This is a genomic window from Delftia sp. WSY_10 (assembly GCF_043104705.1).
Lineage (GTDB): Bacteria > Pseudomonadota > Gammaproteobacteria > Burkholderiales > Burkholderiaceae_C > Comamonas > Comamonas tsuruhatensis.
Genome location: NZ_JBICKY010000032.1, coordinates 130,567 through 151,434 on the forward strand (window position 1 = coordinate 130,567; position 20,868 = coordinate 151,434).

Consider the following 20,868-nt stretch of genomic DNA (forward strand, 5'->3'; position numbering starts at 1 on the left):
CCACCCAATTTGTGCACAATGGCCGCCGCCCGATCGCAGATACTGCGCCGCGGAGCATGGCCGTGCACGGTGGCGCGGCAGCCTGCCACGCCACCGACCACCCATACCGCTTGCCCGGCAAGCACCAGGGCGCAACCTCACCGGAACCCGCCTGCACACCGATTTCAAAAACCGCAAAGGAAATGCCATGAGTGCAATCGTTGACATCGTAGGCCGCGAAGTGCTGGACAGCCGCGGCAACCCCACCGTCGAGTGCGACGTGCTGCTGGAATCGGGCGTGATGGGCCGCGCGGCCGTGCCTTCGGGCGCGTCCACCGGCTCGCGCGAAGCCATCGAGCTGCGTGACGGCGACAAGAGCCGCTACCTGGGCAAGGGCGTGCTCAAGGCCGTCGAGCACATCAACACCGAGATCTCCGAAGCCGTACTGGGCCTGGACGCCTCCGAGCAAGCCTTCCTGGACAAGACCCTGATCGACCTGGACGGCACGGACAACAAGGGCCGCCTGGGCGCCAACGCCATGCTGGCCGTCTCCATGGCCGTGGCCCGCGCCGCTGCCGAAGAGGCCGGCCTGCCGCTGTACCGCTACCTGGGCGGCATGGGCGGCATGCAGCTGCCCGTGCCGATGATGAACGTCATCAACGGCGGCGCGCACGCCAACAACAGCCTGGACCTGCAGGAATTCATGATCATCCCCGTGGGCGCGCCTTCGTTCCGCGAAGCCGTGCGCTGGGGCGCCGAAGTCTTCCACGCGCTCAAGAAGATCATCCACGACAAGGGCATGAGCACGGCCGTGGGCGACGAAGGCGGTTTTGCGCCTTCCGTGGAAAACCACGAAGCCGCCATCCAGCTGATCCTGCAGGCCATCGAGAACGCAGGCTACAAGGCCGGCGAACAGATCGCCCTGGGCCTGGACTGCGCCGCCAGCGAGTTCTACAAGGACGGCATGTACGTGCTGGCCGGTGAAGGCAACCTGACGCTGACCGCCACCCAGTGGACCGACATGCTGGCCGGCTGGTGCGACAAGTACCCCATCATCTCCATCGAGGACGGCATGGCCGAAGGCGACTGGGATGGCTGGAAGATCCTGACCGACCGTCTGGCCGCCAAGGTCCAGCTGGTGGGCGACGACCTGTTCGTCACCAACACCAAGATCCTGAAGGAAGGCATCGACAAGAAGATCGCCAACTCCATCCTGATCAAGATCAACCAGATCGGCACGCTGACCGAAACCTTCGCCGCCATCGAAATGGCCAAGCGCGCAGGCTACACGGCCGTGATCTCGCACCGCTCCGGTGAAACCGAGGATTCGACGATTGCCGACATCTCGGTGGGCACCAATGCCGGCCAGATCAAGACCGGCTCGCTGAGCCGTTCGGACCGCATCGCCAAGTACAACCAGTTGCTGCGCATCGAGGAAGACCTGGGTGACATCGCCCACTACCCCGGCCGCGAGGCTTTCTACAACCTGCGCTGAAAAGCGTTAGGCTTGCAAGCCATCGGGCCTGCAAGCCTTTTTCCTTTCCGCAACATCTGCTGCCATGGTCAACCGCGTCGTCCCCCTTGTCCTGCTCGCCCTGCTCGCCGCCGTGCACGCGCAGTTGTGGCTGGGCCATGGCAGCGTGGCCTACGTCAAGGAACTGCAGCAGCAGATCCACGACCAGAACGTGGCCAATGCCCTGGAAAAAGCCGAGAACGACCGCCTGGCCTCCGAGGTCAACGATCTCAAGGACGGCCTGGCCATGGTCGAGGAAAAGGCCCGCAGCGAACTGGGCATGGTCAAGCCCAACGAGATCTTTGTGCAGATCGTGCGGCGCTGAAGGTTGGGATTCTTTGCATCAGGGCCGGCTTCATGCCGGCCCATAGTTTTTTGATGACGTCTTGGTACGCCTAGTCTCCACACCATTGAAACGTCCAGATGGACTCTTTTAAGAACGGGGTATATGATTAAAAAGTATTCGTCACCAAACTATCAACAAGGAATATCCATGGCAACAATTCAAACCACTGCCACTGCTTCCATCACACTGGGGATATCAGTGCTGCTAACTGCCTGCGGCGGCGGAGATAAAATGACGCAGACTGCAGAGCACTGCTTTGATGACAAAAAATACCAGAGCGGCAATATTTTTCTGCAGGAAAACAGCTTCCCAGCGCTCAACCGTAACTACTCTATCACATACAGTAACTACATCCCCCAAAGCTTCAACGGCCATGACAACTTGATCATGCACAAGAAGATCAGTCGAGAAATTCTGCCTAGCGGCCAGTTATCCGCCAGCTATGTGGAGACAGAGACCTATATCGCCCCAGTGACGGCACATGTCTATGAGGAATACGGTTCCAATGTCACCTCATTCTCCGGCACTATGCCAAGGCTCCAGCAATATACGTACTCTCCACCCATGATAGACCGGAGCGCGACACTGGAGCTTGGCCAAACCCAGAGCCTTCAAGCCACAGGCACCTTGCGGATGCTGCCTCCTGGCACCATTGCACCCCACACATTTATCAGAAACTCCAGCTACCTGGAGGACGCTAACCTGACCATTGGCAACCGCACCATCACAGCCTGCAAATTCAAGACCGGCAGCGGCAGTAGCACAGGCTATGAGTGGATATACAAAGGCTTTGTCATTCAAAGCAGCGGCGATGGCAAAAACATCGACATGGCAACTACCAAACTCACACGCAACGGTCAAGACTATTAGTAGCTTGCACATAGCAGGTAATGGCCTTGGAAAAGAATCCAGAGTCCACTTGCCCCCCTCCCCCTCTTACCCCTGCATTACCTTGGTCGAAACAATGCCCATGCAGGCCCACTCCATGGCGGAAGCACTACACCAAGCTTGGCGGAAGCATGGGAGCGAGTCCGTATGGAAATGCCTCATACTTGGGGCAGGACAGCCCTTGCCCAGAGATACGGCAATCTATCTATTGGGACGGGATTGGCGCTGCAACAATCCGGACTCTGCGATGCAACATCATCACTGGCGAGAACTGCTGCATGCCGAGGCCAGGGACTATGTGGTGCTCTATGGCGACACGGCGCAGCAATGGCACCAGCTGACGCGATCACTGCGGTCGCTGGCGCCTGCTTTGGACTGGGCCTGGCTGCCCCATGAACCCGTTTGTCAGACCGCCCGCCTTCGCCCCTACGGCTGCGAGCAATGCAGCGACCCGGACTGCGAGCGGCGATTGTTCGACGCGCTGCGCAGCGGGCGAGACTGAAGCCGGGCGTATTTACTGGACGTTCGTCGAGGTCGGCGGCTGCTTGCCGGCCTCGGTGAACAGCTGGGCTGCGTCGATGGGATCGAATTCGTACTGCTTGCCGCAGAAGTCGCAGCCCACCTCGATGCTGCCGCGCTCCTCCAGGATGCTCTCCACCTCTTCGGAGCCCAGCGACACCAGCATGGACGCCACACGGTCACGGCTGCAGGTGCACGCAAAGCGCGGATGCTCCTCGTCCTGCTGGGGCACGAAGCGCATCAGCTTCTCTTCCCAGAACAGGCGGCGCAGTATGGTCTCCACATCCAGCGTGAGCAGCTCGTCGCGCGTGAGGCTGGAGGCCAGCGTGGCGATACGGTTGTAGTCCTCGTTCAGCCCGATGGCATCCTGACCCGACTGCTCGCTTTCGGTGGCAGCGGCCAGGTTGGCCTCACCCTTGACCGGCATGCGCTGGATCAGCAGGCCGGCGGCCACCTGGTCGTCGGCCGCCAGCACCAGCACGGTGTCCAGCTGTTCCGACTGCAGCATGTAGTGCTGCAGCGCGTCGGACACCTTGGTGAAGCGCCGGCCCTGCGCATCCTGCAGCGGCACCACGCCCTGGTAGGGCTGCTGGCCCGGCTGGCGCCCCTTGGGGTCCAGCGTGATGGCGCAGCGGCCGCCGCCGTGCACATTGAGCAGTTGTTCCAGCGTGGCGCCTTCGGGAGGGTCGCCGATCAGGGTGGCGGTGGCGCGCAGGCCGAAATCGGACTGCACCTCGGCCACAGCCAGCTTGACCGGGCCATCGCCCATGACCTGGAAGACCAGGGCGCCGTTGAACTTGATATTGGACTGCATGAGCACGCCCGCAGCCGCCATTTCTCCCAGCAGTTCGCTCACGGCAGCGGGGTAGGCGCCGGTCTCGCCGTTGCCCGCGCGGCGCTGCAGGATTTCCTGCCAGGCATCGGTGAGGCGAACGATGGAGCCGCGCACGGGCAGGCCTTCGAAGATGAATTTATGCAGTTCAGACACGCTGATGGATTCCGTAAAAAAGTGCCGGGCCTCGCTCAGCCCAGCTTGCGCAGCCCGGTCTTGAACCGGCGCGCATTGTCGACATAGTGTTGGGCGCTGCGGCGCAAGCCCTCGATCTGCTCGGGCGTCAATTGGCGCACGGCCTTGGCCGGGCTGCCGATGATCATCGAGCCATCGGGAAATTCCTTGCCTTCGGTGATGAGGGCGCCTGCGCCGACCAGGCAGTTGCGGCCGATCTTCGCGCCGTTGAGCACCACGGCACCGATGCCTATCAGCGACTCGTCGCCAATGGTGCAGCCATGCAGCATGACCTGGTGGCCCACGGTCACGTGGCGCCCCACGACCAGCGGCTGGCCCAGGTCGGCATGCAGCACGCTCGCGTCCTGGATGTTGCTGCCCTCACCGATGGTGATGCTCTCGCAGTCGCCGCGCAGCACGGCGCCGAACCAGATGCTGGCGTCTTCGGCCAGCTGCACATTGCCCATCACTTCGGCGCTGTTGGCCACCCAGGCCGACGCCGCCACTTCAGGGGCCACTCCATCCAGTTCATAGATCGCCATGGGTCTTTGTCTCCGTCAATATTTGGTGATGGCAGGAAACCTAGAATTGTAGGGATGGAGTTACGTCACCGCGCCCTTGAGGTCTTGTGCCTCACGGACCCCGAAGAAAAGGCCGCCGCCGCGTTGGACATGTATGCGCGGCAGGCGCTTTATTCAATAGCACCGCAGGCACCGGCCCTGCCGGATCCCGCGCCGGACCTGCCGGGCCGCCCGCTGCGGCCCGAGCTGCGCCACCACACCGCCGTTGCAAGGCGTTCGCCGGCGACGCCGGAAGGCCGGGCCGTGCTGATCCACGCCATAGCCCACATCGAGTTCAACGCCATCAATCTGGCGCTGGACGCCGTCTGGCGCTTTGACGGCATGCCGCAGCAGTACTACCTGGACTGGCTGCAGGTGGCCGCCGAGGAGGCCAAGCACTTTCGCCTGCTGCGCGAGCATCTGCGCGCGCACCTGGGCCACGACTACGGCGATTTCCCGGCCCACCAGGGCCTGTGGACCATGTGCGAGAAGACCGCCCATGACGTGGTGGCCCGCATGGCCCTGGTGCCGCGCACGCTGGAGGCACGGGGCCTGGACGCCACGCCCCAGATCCAGAACAAGCTGCGCAACACGCGTGCGCCCGATGCGCTGGCGGCGGTGGACATCCTCGACATCATCCTGCGCGAGGAAGTGGGCCACGTGGCCATAGGCAATCATTGGTACCGCTGGCTGTGCGAGCGCGAAGGCCTGGAGCCCGAGGCCCACTACCAGGCGCTGACCCTGCGCTACGAGGCGCCGCGCCTGCGCCCGCCATTCAACGAACGCGCACGCCGCGCCGCAGGCTTCACCGATACTGAACTGGCCTGGTTGCAGCAGGTCTGAAGAAAGCCTGCCTGCGCCGTGCGGACAGGCCCAGGCCGCTCGTGAAGCCACACAATGGTTTACAAACTAGGATGGGTCCGACTCCGCAATCGGACTTGTCCCAGCAGACACTGCCTGTCGGCATATTTATTCAGAACATTCCTACAATCAGATCTGCTGCTTCCCGTGTCCCTTCGACCGAACACTCCATGACCGAATTGCCTGTCCATCTCTTCAACGATGCCCCTGTGGCCAGCCCCGCGTCCACGGATCGGGGAATGATTGCGCGCCAGGCCATCGTCAACGGGGTGCAGCAGATCATCGGCTATGAGCTTTTCAACCGTTCGCGCGCCTACCCGGACCATACGGCGGCCTCGGATGTGTCCCTGGTGTTCACGGCCCTGTCGCATGCGGGCGAAGAAGATCTGGTTGGCACCAAGTTGATGTTCGTCAACTGCACGCATGAAAGCCTGGCCGGCGGGCATCTGGAGCTGCTCAACCCCGACAAGGTGGTGCTGGAGATACCGCCGCTGGGCCTGGCCGCCCAGCAGGAGGTACAGGCCCGCCTGCCCATCCTCAGCAATCTGCGCGCACGCGGTTTCAACCTGGCCTTCAATCACACGGTGCTGGAGTCCGCCTATGCAGCCTGGCTGCCCCTGGCCGACTACATCAAGTTCGACCTGTCCGTGCTGGCCCCTGACCAGTTGGCCGTGCTGGTCAATTTTGCCGGCCGCCACACGCGCGCCGAGCTGATCGCCGAGAAGGTGGAAAGCGCCCAGCAGCATGAGCAGGTGGGCCGCCTGGGCATACAGCTGTTCCAGGGCTTCTGGTTCGCGCGGCCCACGGTGGTGCGCACCAAGCTGCTGTCGCCCTCGCAGCAAAGCATTGTCCAGCTGCTGAATCTGGTGCGCCAGCAGGCCAGCACCGATGCCATCGAGGATGTGCTCAAGAAGGATGCGGGCCTGGCCTTCAACCTGATGCGCCTGATCAATTCCGTGGGCTTCGGCGTGCAGCGCGAGATCACCTCGTTCCGCCAGGCCGTGATGCTCATGGGCCTCAAGAAGCTGTTCCGCTGGGCGGCCATGCTGCTGACCGCATCGCGCAACGGCGGCCCGCCGCCGGCCATCGGCCAGACCGCCGTGATCCGCGGGCGACTGATGGAGCTGCTGGCCCAGGAATCGCTGAGCGAGGAAGACTCCGACCAGGCCTTTGTCGTCGGCATCTTCTCGCTGCTGGGCAGCATGCTGGACCTGCCGCAGGACGTGGCCATGAGCCTGATCCCCGTGCCCGACGCCGTCTCCGCCGCCGTGCTGCGCCACGAAGGCGTGCTGGGCGAGCTGCTGATCCTGGCCCAGGCCTGCGAAGCCAGCGACGATGCAGCCTTCCACCGCAGCGCAGGCGCGCTGCGCCTGAGCAGCCAGCAGATCAACTGGGCCCATCTGCAGGCCTTGGCCTGGACCGACCAACTGGCAGACAGCTCGCTATAGCTATAAGCTATAGAACGCCATCGAAAGCCATCGCTCATCCATCTTTCTCAGCTTCCAAATGACTACCAACGACAACTCCTCCGCTCCGCCGCCCCCCCTGCCAGCCGGGGTGGAGGACGGGCAGGTGGCCGTCATTGCGCGCCAGGCCATCGTCAACGAGGCGCGCGATGTCTTCGGCTATGAGCTTTTCGACCGCTCCACGGCCCAGCATGCGCACACGGCTGCCTCCGATGCCGCCCTGCTCTTCAACGCGCTGTCGTATGCGGGCGCCGAAGCGCTGGTGGGCAAGAAGACAGTCTTCATCAACTGCACGCATGACAGCCTGGCCGGCGGCCACCTGGAACTGATCCACCCCGACAAGGTGGTGCTGGAGGTACCCACGCTGGGCGAGAACGCCACGGCTGCCGATATCGAGGAACGCCTGCCCACCTTCCAGGCCCTGCGCCAGCGCGGCTTCCGCCTGGCCTTCAACCAGCACCTGCTGCGCCGCGCCTATGCCAGCTGGCTGCCTGCGGCCGCCTTCATCAAGCTGGACATGCAGACCTTCGCACTGGCCGATGCCGAGACCCTGGTGAAGTTCGCGCGCGCCCATACCAATGCCCAGATCGTGGCCGAAAAGGTCGAGACCTCCGAGCAGTTCGAGCGCATGCGCGACCTGGGCGTGCGGCTGTTCCAGGGCTTTTGGTTCGCCCAGCCGCAACTCGTGCAGGCGCGCACCATCCGCCCCACGCAGGCCACCATCATCCAGCTGATCAATCTAGTGCGCCAGCAGGCCAGCACGGACGAGATCGAAGCCCTGCTCAAGAAGGATCCCACGCTGTCCTTCAACCTGCTGCGCTTCATCAACTCCTCGGGTTTCGGCCTGTCGTGCGAGATCACCTCGTTCCGCCACGCGGTGATGATCCTGGGCCTCAAGAAGCTGTTCCGCTGGGCGGCCCTGCTTTTGACCACTTCGCGCGCGGGCGGCACGCCGCCGGCCGTGGGCCAGACCGCCGTGGTGCGCGGGCGCCTGATGGAGTTGCTGACGGCCGAGCTGCTCTCGCCCGAGGAGTGCGACAACGCCTTCGTGGTCGGCGTGTTCTCGCTGCTGGACGTGATGCTGGGCCAGCCCATGGAAAAGGCGCTGGAGTCCATCGCCCTGCCCCAGCCCGTGATCGATGCGCTGGTGCACAACAAGGGCGTGTTCGCGCCCTTCCTGGAGTTGACGCGTGCCTGCGAAAGCGGCGATGACGAAGGCTTCGCGCGCGCAGCCAATGCACTGCAGCTGTCCAACCACCAGGTCAACTGGGCGCATCTGCAGGCCCTGGCCTGGGCCGACAATCTCACGGCGGACGAACCCATGGCATAGGCGGGCCCTGCACATCCGGCACCAAAGACAAAGGGCTTGCGGCCATGACGGCTGCAAGCCCTTTTTGCATGGGCGCCGGTGGCGCCCCTGCGCTCCATCAATTGAGCTTGATGCCGGCTGCGCGAATGATGCGCGCGTTGGACTGGGACTCGGCCTCGATCTGGCGTGCAAAGTCCTCGGCCTTGCCGCCCATGGCCACGTTGTCGGTGGCCTCCAGCTTGGCGCGCATGTCCGGCTGGGCCAGCACCTGGTTGATCTCGGCATTGAGCTTTTGCAGCACGGGCGCAGGCGTTCCAGCGGGCGCGAAGATGCCGAACACCGAGGTCATGTTGGCGCTCTTGTAGCCCAGTTCGGCCAGCGTGGGAACGCCGGGCAGCGACTCCAGGCGCTGGGGTGCGCCCACGGCCAGGGCCTTGAACTTGCCCGCCTTGATGTGCTGCAAAACGGCCGGGCCGGCATTGGTGGACAGCACTTCGAACTGCGCGCTCAGGCCGTCATTGAGCTGCTGCCCGCCGCCCTTGTAGGGAATGTGCGTGATCCGGACCTGCGAGGCATGCATGATCTGCTCGAGCATGATGTGGCCCAGCGAGGCCAGGCCGGCCGTGGCCCAGCGCACTTCGCCGGGCTGCGCCTTGGCCTGGGCCACCAGCGCATTGAAGTCGGCCGCCGTGGAGCGGGCCGTGCCCAGCAGCAGCACGGGCGAGTACATCACGCTGGTCACGGGCACCAGGTCGCGCTGCGGATCGAACAGGGGCTTGCCCAGGTGCGGGCTCAGCGTCAGCGGGCTGATGGAGGAAAAGCCCAGCGTGTAGCCATCGGGTGCGGCCTTGGCCACCAGGTCCAGGCCGATGGCGCCGCCGGCGCCGGCCTTGTTGTCCACCACCACGGGCTGGCCCAGGCGGGCGGCCAGCTTCTCGCCCAGGGCGCGGGCCACCACATCGCTGACGCCGCCGGCCGGGTAGGAAACCACCACGCGGATGGGCCGGCTGGGCCAGGCCGCATCGGCAGCCGACGCAGACATCGGCAGGGCCGCGGCAGCCACCGTCGCCGCCAGCATGGAAGTCACCAGCACATGCCGGCGCAGGAAATCAGTCATCGAGAACTCCGCAGAAACACATCGAACACGGCGGTGATTGTTGTGCAAAGCGCATATCCCCGAGGCGGGCTTTGCCACTTCGACGGTTTCAACGCCAGAAATAGGCAATCCGGCGAACCGACCACATCCAATCAACCACGCGGATGGTGCAAAGCGTGCAGCGCCTTGAGCCGCTCGCGCGCCACATGGGTGTAGATGGTGGTGGTGGAGATATCGGCATGGCCCAGCAGCATCTGCACCACGCGCAGGTCAGCGCCGTGGTTGAGCAAATGCGTGGCGAAGGCATGGCGCAGCGTGTGCGGCGACAGCGGTGCCGTGACACCCGCAACCTGCGCGCAGCGCTTGACGATGACCCAGAACATCACGCGGCTCATCGCAGCCCCGCGCTGGGTCACGAAGACCGCATCGCTGCGCTGCCCGCCCAGGATGGCGCCGCGCGCCGTGGCCATGTAGCGCTCCAGCCACCAGTGCGCCTCCTGGCCGAAAGGCACCAGTCTTTCCTTTTGCCCCTTGCCGGTCACGCGCAGCACGCCCGAGCGCAGATCGATGCCATGCATCGGCAGATCCACCAGCTCGCTCACGCGCAGGCCGCTGGCGTACATCAGCTCCAGCATGGCGCGGTCACGCAGGCCCAGCGGCGTATCGACATCGGGCGCCTTGAGCAGCGCCTCCACCTGAGCCTGCGTCAGCGTATGCGGCACGCGCGGCGGCTGCCGTGCCGCCAGCATGCGCACCGTGGGATCGGCCGCAATGCGCTGCTCGCGCAGCGCCCAGTGGTAGTAGCGGCGCAGCACCGTCAACCGCCGGTTGGAAGAACTGGCCTTGGTCTGCTCCACCCGCACCGCGAAATAGCCCTGCAGTTCCAGCTCGCCCGCCGCATCCAGCGCCAGCGGCGGCCGCTGGTGCGCCAGCCACCGGCCCCAGGCCATCAGATCGCGGCGATAGGCCGCCAGCGTATTGCGCGACAGCCCGTCTTCCAGCAGCAGCGCATCCATGAACAGGTCCAGCGCATCCAGGCTGGCCGGCAGCGGCGCGGGCCAGGATGCAGGATCGGCAGCAGGTTCGGCTTCGGCAACCGAGGGGGACATGATGGAAGCGGCAGGCACTTGGGACATCCCATCAAGCCTACAACGAAAAAAACCCGAGGTCCGCAAGAAGCCTCGGGTTCTGATCCAACCGCTCTGGGCGGTGCTTACTCCAGCGTGAGTTTTTGCTGGGCAACCACCTTCTTGTAGGTCTCGTACTCTTCCTTGATCTGCTTGGCGAACTCTTCAGGCGAGTTGCCGATGACCAGGGAGCCCGTGTCCTCGATGCGCTTGCGCACGGCCGGGTCCTGCAGCACCTTGCGCACGGCGGCGTTGATCTTGTCCACCACATCCTTGGGCATGTTCTTGGGGCCCAGGATGCCGTAGTAGGCCATGCGGTTCACCGGCTCCAGGCCCACTTCCTTGAAGGTGGGCACATTGGGCAGCACGGCCAGGCGCTGGGGCGCGGCCACCACGATGGGCACCAGGCGGTTGTCCTTGATGAAGGGCAGGGCCGAGGGCAGGTTGTCCAGCACCATGGGCACCTGGCCCGCCACCACGTCGTTGAGCGCAGGGCCCGCGCCGCGGTAGGGGATGTGGGTGACGAAGGTGTTGGTCAGGCTCTTGTACAGCTCCATCAGCATGTGCTGGATGCCGCCCGTGCCCGAGGACGCATAGGAGTACTTGCCCTGGGACTTCTTGAGTTCGGCCTCGAAGCTCTTGTAGTCCTTGGCAGGGAACTTGGGGTTCACCGCAATCACGTTGGGCGTGGCCGCCACGTTGATGATGGGCGTGAAGTCCGTCAGCGTGTTGTACGAGATCTTGGGATTGATCGCGGGGTTGGTCGCCGTGGTCGAGACCGTGGCGATGCCCAGGCTGTAGCCATCGGGCTGCGAGCGCGCGGTTTCCATGGCGCCGATGACGCCGCCGCCGCCGCCGCGGTTGTCCACCACCACGGGCTGGCCCAGTTCCTTGGTCAGGGGTTCGGCGATCACGCGGGCGATGATGTCGGTCGTGCCACCGGGGGCGAAGGGCACCACCAGCTTGATCGGCTTGGTGGGGTAGGCCTGGGCCAGGGCTCCGGTGCTTGCGAGGACCAGGGTCAGTCCCATCCAGCTGCGACGATTCATACAGGATCTCCTTTTGGGGGTCGTGTTGACGAAGAGGTTTTCATGGACATCCGCAAGGCCGTGCCTGCGGATGGATGGTCTGCGAAATGAAGGCTCGCAAACGCTGCCACGGAACAGCCATGTTGGGGCCTGGAGCCCGCTGCGCGCTTGACGGTCGTCAGGACCTGCGCTTTCGGATCGGCTGTGTGGACCCCAGCGATGCTAAGGCCCGGGGCCCGGTTGTCACAGTTTGTCGCAGCACTGATTTCCCGGTGTTTACCCCTAGCCTCGCGCCATGGTTTCTCGGGAGACGCGGCGACTGCGGGGTTGCGCTTATGCTCAGCCCCCGTGAACTACGCCGTGCTGCTCTTCCCCGATTTTTCGCTCATCGTGCTTGGCTACGTGCTGTGCCGCTTCACACAGCTCAATCGCACGGTCTGGCAGGCGGTGGAGGCGCTGGTGTACTACCTGCTGTTTCCGGTGCTGCTGTTCCACTCCATCGTCAAGAGCCCGGTGGACTGGGGTGCCACCTCCCACTTGCTGGCCGCTGGCGTGTGTGCGGCCCTGGTCGGCATCGGCCTGGCCTACAGCCTGCCCTGGTGGCCGGGCCTGCGCGGCCGCATCGATGTGCGCGAGCATGCCGGCGCCGTGCAGGTGGCGTTTCGCTTCAACTCCTTCATCGGCCTGGCGCTGGCCAGCCGTCTGGCAGGGCCTGAGGGCCTGCTGTTCATCTCGGTGCTGATCGGCGTGAGCGTGCCGCTGTGCAATATCGCGGCCGTCTGGCCCATGGCGCGCGGCAGCAACCAGCATTTCCTGGGGCAACTGGTGCGCAATCCGCTGATCGTGGGCACGCTGTCGGGCCTGGTGTTCAGCGCGCTGGGGCTGAAGCTGCCCGCGCTGATCGAGCCGTCGATCTCCCGCATAGGCGCAGCCTCCATCGCGCTGGGCCTGATGTCGGCCGGCGCCGGCATGCAGTTCGGCGCGCTGGCCGCCGGCAAGCTGCTGGCCGTGTGCCTGCTGGCCGTGCGGCATCTGGTGCAGCCGCTGATCGCCTATGCCATGGTGCGGGCATTTGGCCTCAGCGGTGCGCAGGCGCTGATCCTCATGGCCTTCTCGGCCCTGCCCACCGCATCGTCATGCTATGTGCTGGCCGCGCGCATGGGCTACAACGGCTCGTATGTGGCGGGGCTGGTCACGCTGTCCACGCTGCTGGGCGTGCTCAGCCTGCCCTTTGCGCTGAGCCTGCTGCAGTTCTGATGCCGCTGTGCCGCGGCGCCCCTACAGCACGGCACGCATGTCGTCCGTGAAGGCGGCCGTGATGTCGTCCTGGCGTGCGCGCTTCCTGGCCACCATGGTGATGTCCACGTCATAGCTGAAGAGGGATTCGTCCAGCGCATGCAGCAGGCCGGCAGCCACATAGGGCGCTGCGTAATGTTCTGGCAGGTAGCCCAGGTGGGCGCCTGACAGGATGAGGATGGCGGCCGCCTCCATGTTGTCCGCCTCCGAGGTGACATGGCGCGGGCGCCCCGTCAGCGGCGCCTGCGGCAGTGGATAGGTGCGCCAGGTCCAGTCGGCCTCGCCCGCCTCCTGCGCGCCGATGCGGCCCGCGCGTGCGGCAAAGGGATGGCTGGCGCTGCAATAGGCCACCTGCCTTTCGCTGAACAGCAGCGTGTATTCCAGCGCCGGCGCACGGTGCAGGAAATAGCCCACGGCGACCTGGAGCTCGTCGCGCAGCAGCATTTCCTCCAGCTCGCGCGGCCCGCGCACCAGCACCGACAGGCGCACGGCCTCGTCGCGCTGGCGAAAGCGCTGTATGGCCCGCCCCATCAACGCGTTGTATTCCATGGGTGCATTGCCGATCAGGCCGATGGCCAGGCTGCCGACCAGCTGCCGGTGCATGTTGCGCGCCTGCGCACTGAAGCCTTCCAGTCCCTGCAGGGCCGTGCGAGCCATATCGACGAAGCGCCGGCCCTTGGCCGTCAGGCGAAAGCCGCCGCGCCCCCGTTCGCACAAACTGAAACCCAGCCGCGTCTCCAGTGTGGACAGCTGACTGCTGAGCGTGGACTGCCCTACGCCAAGGCTGGCCTGCGCCGCCGACACGCCGCCCGCGTCAACGATGGCCAGAAACACGCGCAGCAGCCGCAGGTCCAGATCTGAAACGGTATGGAGCATGGGGTTTTCACTCGGGAAAGATCGATTCTTATCGATGTTTGTAAATGGAACTTGAAATGGATGCAATCCGGGCTGCTGTCTAGCATCCACGGCTGTTGCAGCACATCTGGATTGAACAAAGAGGGACTGCAATACAGAACAAGAGGGGCGGGCCAGGGAATTCACTTCCATGGATACCGCTGTTTCAAGAGGCCCCTGCCAACAGGGCCGCAACAAAAGGGAGACAAACCATGTTGCTCGATATCTCGGTCGTGGTGATCTACGCGGCAGCCATGCTGCTGCTGGGCTGGTACGGCATGCGCCGCGCGAAGACGCAGGAGGACTTTCTCGTGGCCGGCCGCAACCTCGGGCCGGGCCTGTACATGGGCACCATGGCCGCCACGGTGATAGGCGGCGCCAGCACCGTGGGCACGGTGCGCCTGGGCTATGTGTACGGCATCTCCGGATTCTGGCTTTGCGCGGCGCTGGGCGCGGGCCTGCTGGTGCTGAACCTGTTCCTGGCCAAGCCCCTGCTCAGGCTGCGCATCTGCACCGTGACCCAGGTGCTGGAGCGGCGCTACAGCGCCCGCACCCAACAGGCCAGCGCACTGGTGATGCTGGCCTATGCTCTGATGCTGGCGGCCACGTCGGTGATCGCCATCGGCACCGTGATGGAGGTGCTGTTCGACCTGCCTCTGTGGATCTCCATCCTGGTGGGCGGTGGCGTCGTGGTCATCTACTCGGCCGTGGGCGGCATGTGGTCGCTGACGCTTACGGACATCGTTCAGTTCGTGATCAAGACCGCGGGCCTGATGCTGATCCTGCTGCCCATCTGCCTGTACCGCGTGGGCGGCTGGGACCAGCTGGTAGCGCGGCTGCCTGCGTCCAGCTTCGATGTCACCCACATCGGCTGGGACACCATCGCCACCTACTTCGTCATCTATTTCTTCGGAATCATGATCGGCCAGGACGTGTGGCAGCGCGTGTTCACGGCCCGCAGCGAACGGGTGGCCGCCGTGGCCGGCAGCCTCGCCGGCGTGTACTGCGTGGTCTACGGACTGGTCGGCGCCCTGGTGGGCATGACAGCGCGCGTGCTGCTGCCGGACCTGGACAACGCCAACAATGCCTTTGCCGCCATCGTGCAGGCCAGCCTGCCGGACGGCATCCGCGGCCTGGTGATCGCTGCCGCGCTGGCCGCCATGATGTCCACCGCCAGCGCGGCCATGCTGGCGGGCTCCACCGTGCTGGCCGAAGACCTCGTGCCCCTGCTGCGGCAAGGCAAGCCTCTGGCCGATGTGCGCTGGCACCGGCTGCTGACGCTGCTGGTGGGCCTTGCCGTGCTCGGCATCGCCCTGGTGGTGGACGACGTGCTCAACGCCCTGACCACCGCCTACAACCTGCTCGTGGGCGGCATGCTGGTGCCGCTGATCGGCGCCATCTACTGGCGCCGGGCCACCACGGCCGGCGCCATCGCCAGCATGCTGCTGGGCTGCGCCACGGCAGTGGTCTTCATGGTCCGCGACGGATTGGCCGCCAACACGCCGATCTACGCCAGCCTGGCCATGAGCACGGCCAGTTTCATCCTCATCAGCCTGGCGCAGCGCTCGCAGCAGCGCTCCCTGTCGGGCATCCAATCCTGAACCAAGGGACACCCATGACCCTCTTTACTGCAGACAGGCTGGCGGCGCTGCGTGCGCGCTTCGGCGGAGACAACGAGTCCGTCATCCACGATCCGCATTTCCGCACCGTGGCCGCCCACATCATCGACGCCAGCGGCACGCGCAGCGCACCCTACGCAGGCATTCCCACGCTGCTGGATGCCCCCATGCACCCCATGGACTGGAGCCGCCCGGACTTCGGCGAACTGCAGGCCGCGCTGATCGGCGTGCCCATGGACCTGGGCATCAGCAACCGCAGCGGCTGCCGCTTCGGGCCCAGGGCGCTGCGCGCGATAGAGCGCGTGGGCCCCTACAACCATGTACTCAGATCCGCGCCCACGCGCGAGCTGCGCGTGGCGGACATCGGCGACGTGCCGCTGTCCAGCCGCTACAGCCTGGAGCAGTCGCACCGCGACATAGAGTCGGCCTTCGCGAAGATCCATGCGGCCGGCGTGATTCCGCTGTCTGCGGGCGGAGACCACTCCATCACCCTGCCCATACTGCGCGCGCTGGGCCGCGACCGGCCACTGGCCCTGGTCCACTTCGATGCCCACTGCGATACTGGCGGCCCCTTCGACGGCAGCCGCTTCCACCACGGCGGCCCCTTTCGCCAGGCCGTGCTGGATGGCGTGCTCGACCCCACGCGGACCATACAGATCGGCATACGCGGTGCGGCCGAATATCTCTGGGAGTTCTCCTACGAGTCGGGCATGACGGTGATCCACGCAGAGGACCTTCCCGCGCTGGGCGTGGACGGCGTCATTGCCCGCGCACGCGAGGTGGTGGGCGATGCGCCCGTCTACGTCTCCTTCGACGTCGACTGCCTGGACCCGGCCTTTGCGCCCGGCACGGGCACGCCCGAGGTGGGAGGCCTGACGGTGCGCGAAGCCCAGGCCATGGTGCGCGGCCTGGCCGGCATCCACATCGTGGGCGGTGACGTGGTCGAGGTCTCGCCCGCCTACGACGCCACCACCAACACCGCCCATGCGGGCGCGCAGATGCTGTTCGAAATCCTCAGCCTGATCTGCGCACGCCACGCCGACCGAGGCGCCGCAAGCCCTGTCTAGGTGCCCGCCCCGTCCCCGTGCCAGGTGGACGACCCCATGCCCTCCGCCCCCGGCTCACGCAGCAGCTCCAGCGGCGTGCTGCCGTAGCGTGCCCTGAAGCGCCGGGAAAAATGCGCGAGCGAGTTGAAGCCGCAGCGCTGCGAGATTTCCGTGACGCCCAGCGTTCCCGGCTTCGCTGCGCGCAGCAGCGCATGGGCGCGCTCCAGTCGATAGTCCATGAGTTCGGCGCTGAGGCTGGTGCCTTCGCGCGACAGCCGCGATTGCAGCGAGCGCACGGAAAGTCCCAGCCTCGATGCCACGCGCTCCGGCCCCAGCGCCGGGTCCGGATATTGGCGGGCGATCAATTGGCGCACCCGGCACAACAGCACGTGCATGGGCGCGTCAGGCCGGGCTGCAGCCCTTTCGGCCCCGGCCTGCAGCACGGTCTTCAAGGTGTTGATGACCAGATCGGACAGCTGCGCGGACTCGCCCTCGGGCAGGGGCGCCTGCCATGCATGGATCAGTTGCATCTGCTGGACGAGCAGCTGCAACGACGCGCAGTCAGGCAGGCTGCGTGCCAGCAGTTGCGAAGCCATGCCTGCGCACGAATCGATCAGCGCCAGCGGCACGGCCAGCACGAGCAGGTCCACGGCTTCGTCCTGCCAGATGCGGTAGCCGCACCGCTCGTCCAGCAGGAACATTTGGCCGGGCTGCGCATGCGACTCGCCGCCCGCAACCGCCGCGCCCGGCCCATCGAGCGCAGACACCCGGGCGCGACCCTTGAGGTAGAGCAGGCACAGCAGGCTGGCCGGGCTCGCGCGCTGGCAACCCGCCTGCAGGCGCTGCATGCCGTGGCCCGCCGCCATCTGGATGCGGTTGAACACCACCGCGCCCACGCCACGCGATGTGAGCACGGCGTCGAAGCGCTCGGGCCGCGCCACCAGGGGCGTGTGCGGCATCTGCGCCTCACGGCTGGCATCGCTCCAGAATTGCGCTCGCCCCAGGGGGGCGACATGCATCGTGGACCACCGGTTGTATGTCATACATTCCTCGCCCGGCGCGCAGCGCGCGGCCTGTTTTTGTGAGGGGCTGTGCGGGGAAGTCGATCGCGCCCCGGGGACTCGGGCAGACGGACCGACGACAGGGCCACGCGGCAGCATGAACCCTGGATTTTCGGGATTCCGGTGCCATCAGGCCATTGGACCATTCTGAAAATCGGCAGTCGACCGGGATGAATTCCTAGGCCGTTGCGCCAAAGCGGCCCGGATCACCGCGCGATGGCAGGCAGCCGCTCGCTCCACAGCGTGGACTGGTTGCGGCCGTTGCGCTTGGAGTAGTACAGCGCGGCGTCGGCACGCTCCAGGCAGCCCTGGGCCGAGGCATCGCTGCGCTGCAGCTCGTACACGCCCAGGCTGATGGTGATGCGCAGGTCGCCGGCCAGGCCCGCATCGATGGCGCGCGCGGCAACGGTTTCGCGCAGGCTTTCGGCGCGGCGCAGGCCCACCTCGGCATCGGTGTCGGACAGCAGCACGGCAAACTCCTCGCCGCCCAGCCGGCCCACCATGTCTTCCCTGCGCATCTCCTGCGCCACCGAGGCCAGCAGTTCCTTGAGCACGATGTCGCCCACCGCGTGGCCGTAGCCGTCGTTCACCTGCTTGAAGTGGTCTATGTCCAGCATGATCAGCGTGGAATGCGCGACCAGGCCGCTGCGCAGATGGTCCAGCTCCATCGCCAGCCGCTCCAGGAAGGCGCGGCGGTTGGGAATGCCCGTCAGCGCATCGGTCAGCGCCAGCGTTTCCAGCTGGGATTCGCGCTGCTGCCTCTCCGTCGCATCGTGGAAGACCCAGCAATGGCCGATGGAGCGGTCGCCGTCGCGCAGCTGCATGCCCTCGATCTCCACATAGTGGCCATCGGGCAGCGCATGCAGGGAGCGGCCGGCCACGGGCCCTGCGCTGAGCACGCCTGCCACCGACGCCGGCAGCAGCTGGATCAGCGCCGGCATGCCCAGCCCCACAAGGGCGGCAGGCGCCATGTCCAGTTGCAGGGCAGCGGCCAGCATGCGGTTGGCCGCCAGCACCTGGCGGCCCTGGGCGTCGGTGACCAGAATGCCTGCGGGAAAGCGGTCGATGATGGCCTCCAGCCGGTGCTGGGTCTCGGCCAACGCGGTCTCGGCGCGCCGGCGCGCGTCGGTATCGATCATGGTCCAGATGACGCGGCCGTCGTCCTCGTCGGGGTCCAGCAGCGAGCCCTGCATGTCGAACCAGTGGCCCGAGCCCGACGGCATGCGCAGGATCCATTCCGTGCGCACCGTGCCGCGTGCGTTGAGCTGCCCGTACAGCTGGCCGAAGCGTTCGAAACTCTCGTCGCTGACATGCAGCGAGCGCAGGTTCACGCCACCGGGCAGCCGGTCTGTCTCGATCTCAAAGGTCTGCACCGCGCGCTCGTTGGCATAGAGGATTTCGCGCTGGGGACCGGCCATGACGATCAGGGCGCTTCCCCGGTCCAGCAAGGCCTTGATCAGGCGGGACTGCTCCACGCGCTGCTGTATGTCGGTGTGCGTGCCCAGCATGCGCACGGGCTTGCCGTCGGCATCGCGCTGGGTGATTTCGCCGCGCGACTCCACCCACAGCCAGCTGTCGGCCGAGCTGCGCAGCCGCATCTCCACGCGGAAGTCGGCACCGGCCTCGGCATGGCGCTGCAGCCGCGCCAGCACGCGCGCCCTGTCCGAGGGATGGACCATCGCGCAGAAGGCGTCGTAGTTCATGGGGAACTGGCCTGGCTCGAAGCCCAGCATCTGGTAGCAGCGCGCATCCCACTCCACATGGCCGCTGCGGCAGTCCCACTCCCACAGGCCGTCACGCACGGCGCCCACCGTCAGGCGCAGGCGCTCCTCGCTGTGGCGTATGGATTCCTGTATGGCCTGGTCCTGCGTGACGTCGTGCACATAGCCATGCCACAGCAGCGAGCCGTCTTCCTCCTGCTGCGGCCGGGCGTGGCCGTGCAGCCAGCGCAGCTCGCCTCCAGGCCCGTAGACGCGGTATTTGTGCTCCCAGACATCCTTGCGCCCCACGCTGTCCTGCACCGAGGTCGCCAGGGCGGGCAGATCCTCGGGGTGCACGCGCTTGAGCAGTTCATGGTCGGCGAACCGGACGGCGTCGGCCCTTGCGCCATGCAGCTCGAAGAACCCCGGGCTGGTGAAGGGAAACTGGAACTGGCCATCCGCGCCGATGCGGAACTGGAACAGCCCCCCGGGCACCTCCTGCGCCAGCCGCGCGAAGCGCCGCTCGCCCTGCAGCCGCATGCGCTCGCTGAGCTGGCGCTGGCGCGCCAGCCACAACGTCAGCAGTACGGCCAGCAGCAGCACCGCCGTGCCTATGCCATTGCGCAGCAGGCCGCGCTCCAGCGATTCCTCCAGCGATTCGAAGATGGCCTTCTTGTCCAGCCCTGCGCTGACGATCAGCGGATAGCCCTCCACCCTGCTCCAGGCATACATGCGCAGCACGCCATCGACCGAGGACTCGGCCTCGTAGGTGCCGCGCTCCATGGCCGGCGCGAACTGTGACACGCGCACATCGGAGACCGAACGCCCCATCACCTCGTCCTGTCCCTGAGAGCGCGCCAGATAGACACCGTCGGTGCGCAGCAGCAAGATCACGTCCTTGGCGCCATCGAAGATGGACTGGAAATAGCGCGAAATGTATTCGGGCGACAGCGACAGCACCAGCACGCCCGAGAACTGCCCCTGGCGGTACAGCGCGCGGCTCAGCTGTATGGTCCATTTGTGGGAGACACGCCCCTGCACGGGGCGGCCGATGAACATGCCCATGTTCTCGCGGTTGGCATGCACCTGGAAATGCTCGCGGTCCCGGATGGAGACCTTGGCAGCCCGCGTCTGCACCTCCTGCTGGAGGTTGGAGTACACGATGTCCCCTTTCTCGTCGGCCACGGCGATCTGCAGTAAGGTGCCGGCCGGGTAGGCGTCGAACGTGGTCTGCACGGCACGCCGAAACCCGTCGACATCGCCATCGGCAAAGTCGGACTCCAGGCCGCGCATGGTGTAGTCCAGGCCGGACAGCAGGGTCTGCACCTGCACCGACACCGCATGCGACATTTGCCCCACCCGCAGCCAGGACTGGGACTCGGTAAAGCTGCGCTGCGTGCGGTGGCTGTCCACCAGCACCGTCCAGTACGCCACCGTGGCCAGCAGCACGCAGCACAGGCCCACCCAGACGGCCACCGTGGTCTGGGTCAGCGGTTCTGCGTTCAGCAGGCGGGACAGGCTGCGGGGAGGCTTTGCGCGCATATCAAACATCAT

At 65.7% G+C, this 20,868-nt stretch carries 18 protein-coding genes; 10 read left to right on the top strand and 8 right to left on the bottom strand.

All coding sequences use genetic code 11. The features are described from left to right. Nucleotides 1-187 precede the first annotated feature (187 nt). The 4 genes from eno (at nt 188) to ACF8ML_RS14400 (ending at nt 3,228) form a co-directional block, all read left to right on the top strand. The gene (gene eno, locus ACF8ML_RS14385) at nt 188-1,474 is read left to right on the top strand and encodes a phosphopyruvate hydratase (protein WP_012206907.1); all 1,287 of its coding nucleotides are present in this window, start codon (nt 188-190) and stop codon (nt 1,472-1,474) included. 64 nt (nt 1,475-1,538) lie between these two features. Then, entirely contained in the window at nt 1,539-1,817 is a 279-nt protein-coding gene (gene ftsB, locus ACF8ML_RS14390) for a cell division protein FtsB (RefSeq protein WP_012206908.1), read from the top strand. Between the two features lie 168 nt (nt 1,818-1,985). Beyond that, the gene (locus ACF8ML_RS14395) at nt 1,986-2,708 is read left to right on the top strand and encodes a hypothetical protein (RefSeq protein ID WP_047326663.1); all 723 of its coding nucleotides are present in this window, start codon (nt 1,986-1,988) and stop codon (nt 2,706-2,708) included. Between the two features lie 265 nt (nt 2,709-2,973). Next, nucleotides 2,974-3,228: a hypothetical protein gene (locus ACF8ML_RS14400; protein ID WP_235434593.1), complete on the top strand. Its 255-nt coding sequence runs from the start codon at nt 2,974-2,976 to the stop codon at nt 3,226-3,228. Between the two features lie 12 nt (nt 3,229-3,240). Here ACF8ML_RS14400 and ACF8ML_RS14405 read toward each other — a convergent pair whose 3' ends face one another. After that, nucleotides 3,241-4,233, bottom strand: coding sequence for an Hsp33 family molecular chaperone HslO (locus tag ACF8ML_RS14405; RefSeq protein WP_017404370.1), 993 nt, complete (start codon nt 4,231-4,233; stop codon nt 3,241-3,243). A 35-nt stretch (nt 4,234-4,268) separates the two neighbouring features. Then, a complete protein-coding gene (locus ACF8ML_RS14410) occupies nt 4,269-4,793 on the bottom strand; it encodes a gamma carbonic anhydrase family protein (RefSeq protein ID WP_392407286.1) in 525 nt (174 codons plus the stop codon). Nucleotides 4,794-4,847: 54 nt separating this feature from the next. Between ACF8ML_RS14410 and ACF8ML_RS14415 the strand changes: the two genes are divergently transcribed. From ACF8ML_RS14415 to ACF8ML_RS14425, 3 genes are all read left to right on the top strand, one after another. Then, nucleotides 4,848-5,654 (top strand): ferritin-like domain-containing protein, encoded by an 807-nt coding sequence (locus ACF8ML_RS14415; RefSeq protein ID WP_046240924.1) that lies wholly within the window; start codon nt 4,848-4,850, stop codon nt 5,652-5,654. A 188-nt stretch (nt 5,655-5,842) separates the two neighbouring features. After that, the gene (locus ACF8ML_RS14420) at nt 5,843-7,120 is read left to right on the top strand and encodes an EAL and HDOD domain-containing protein (RefSeq protein ID WP_016451246.1); all 1,278 of its coding nucleotides are present in this window, start codon (nt 5,843-5,845) and stop codon (nt 7,118-7,120) included. Nucleotides 7,121-7,178: 58 nt separating this feature from the next. Then, on the top strand, nt 7,179-8,468 hold the full coding sequence (locus tag ACF8ML_RS14425; RefSeq protein WP_016447651.1) for an EAL and HDOD domain-containing protein: 1,290 nt from the start codon (nt 7,179-7,181) through the stop codon (nt 8,466-8,468). A 97-nt stretch (nt 8,469-8,565) separates the two neighbouring features. On the opposite strand, the gene ACF8ML_RS14430 is transcribed toward ACF8ML_RS14425, so the two are convergent. The 3 genes from ACF8ML_RS14430 to ACF8ML_RS14440 form a co-directional block, all read right to left on the bottom strand. Beyond that, nucleotides 8,566-9,564, bottom strand: coding sequence for a tripartite tricarboxylate transporter substrate binding protein (locus ACF8ML_RS14430; RefSeq protein WP_016447652.1), 999 nt, complete (start codon nt 9,562-9,564; stop codon nt 8,566-8,568). A 131-nt stretch (nt 9,565-9,695) separates the two neighbouring features. Then, the gene (xerD, locus tag ACF8ML_RS14435) at nt 9,696-10,652 is read right to left on the bottom strand and encodes a site-specific tyrosine recombinase XerD (RefSeq protein WP_392407332.1); all 957 of its coding nucleotides are present in this window, start codon (nt 10,650-10,652) and stop codon (nt 9,696-9,698) included. A 104-nt stretch (nt 10,653-10,756) separates the two neighbouring features. After that, a complete protein-coding gene (locus tag ACF8ML_RS14440) occupies nt 10,757-11,719 on the bottom strand; it encodes a tripartite tricarboxylate transporter substrate binding protein BugE (protein WP_016447654.1) in 963 nt (320 codons plus the stop codon). 327 nt (nt 11,720-12,046) lie between these two features. Here ACF8ML_RS14440 and ACF8ML_RS14445 point away from each other — a divergent pair, with 327 nt between their 5' ends. After that, nucleotides 12,047-12,955: an AEC family transporter gene (locus ACF8ML_RS14445; RefSeq protein ID WP_183020918.1), complete on the top strand. Its 909-nt coding sequence runs from the start codon at nt 12,047-12,049 to the stop codon at nt 12,953-12,955. Nucleotides 12,956-12,976: 21 nt separating this feature from the next. On the opposite strand, the gene ACF8ML_RS14450 is transcribed toward ACF8ML_RS14445, so the two are convergent. Then, on the bottom strand, nt 12,977-13,870 hold the full coding sequence (locus tag ACF8ML_RS14450) for a LysR family transcriptional regulator (RefSeq protein ID WP_183020919.1): 894 nt from the start codon (nt 13,868-13,870) through the stop codon (nt 12,977-12,979). Between the two features lie 230 nt (nt 13,871-14,100). Between ACF8ML_RS14450 and ACF8ML_RS14455 the strand changes: the two genes are divergently transcribed. Both ACF8ML_RS14455 and speB read left to right on the top strand, forming a co-directional pair. Continuing rightward, nucleotides 14,101-15,489 carry a sodium:solute symporter gene (locus ACF8ML_RS14455; protein WP_392407288.1) on the top strand — a complete coding sequence of 463 codons (1,389 nt, stop codon included), beginning with the start codon at nt 14,101-14,103 and terminating at the stop codon, nt 15,487-15,489. Between the two features lie 14 nt (nt 15,490-15,503). Then, on the top strand, nt 15,504-16,574 hold the full coding sequence (speB, locus tag ACF8ML_RS14460) for an agmatinase (protein WP_016451242.1): 1,071 nt from the start codon (nt 15,504-15,506) through the stop codon (nt 16,572-16,574). Here the strand turns inward: speB and ACF8ML_RS14465 are convergent. Together ACF8ML_RS14465 and ACF8ML_RS14470 are read right to left on the bottom strand one after the other, a co-directional pair. Beyond that, on the bottom strand, nt 16,571-17,596 hold the full coding sequence (locus ACF8ML_RS14465) for a helix-turn-helix transcriptional regulator (protein ID WP_193726196.1): 1,026 nt from the start codon (nt 17,594-17,596) through the stop codon (nt 16,571-16,573). The two genes, speB and ACF8ML_RS14465, sit on opposite strands and share 4 nt — an antisense overlap. A 224-nt stretch (nt 17,597-17,820) precedes the next feature. After that, the gene (locus ACF8ML_RS14470; protein ID WP_209671979.1) at nt 17,821-20,868 is read right to left on the bottom strand and encodes a diguanylate cyclase; all 3,048 of its coding nucleotides are present in this window, start codon (nt 20,866-20,868) and stop codon (nt 17,821-17,823) included.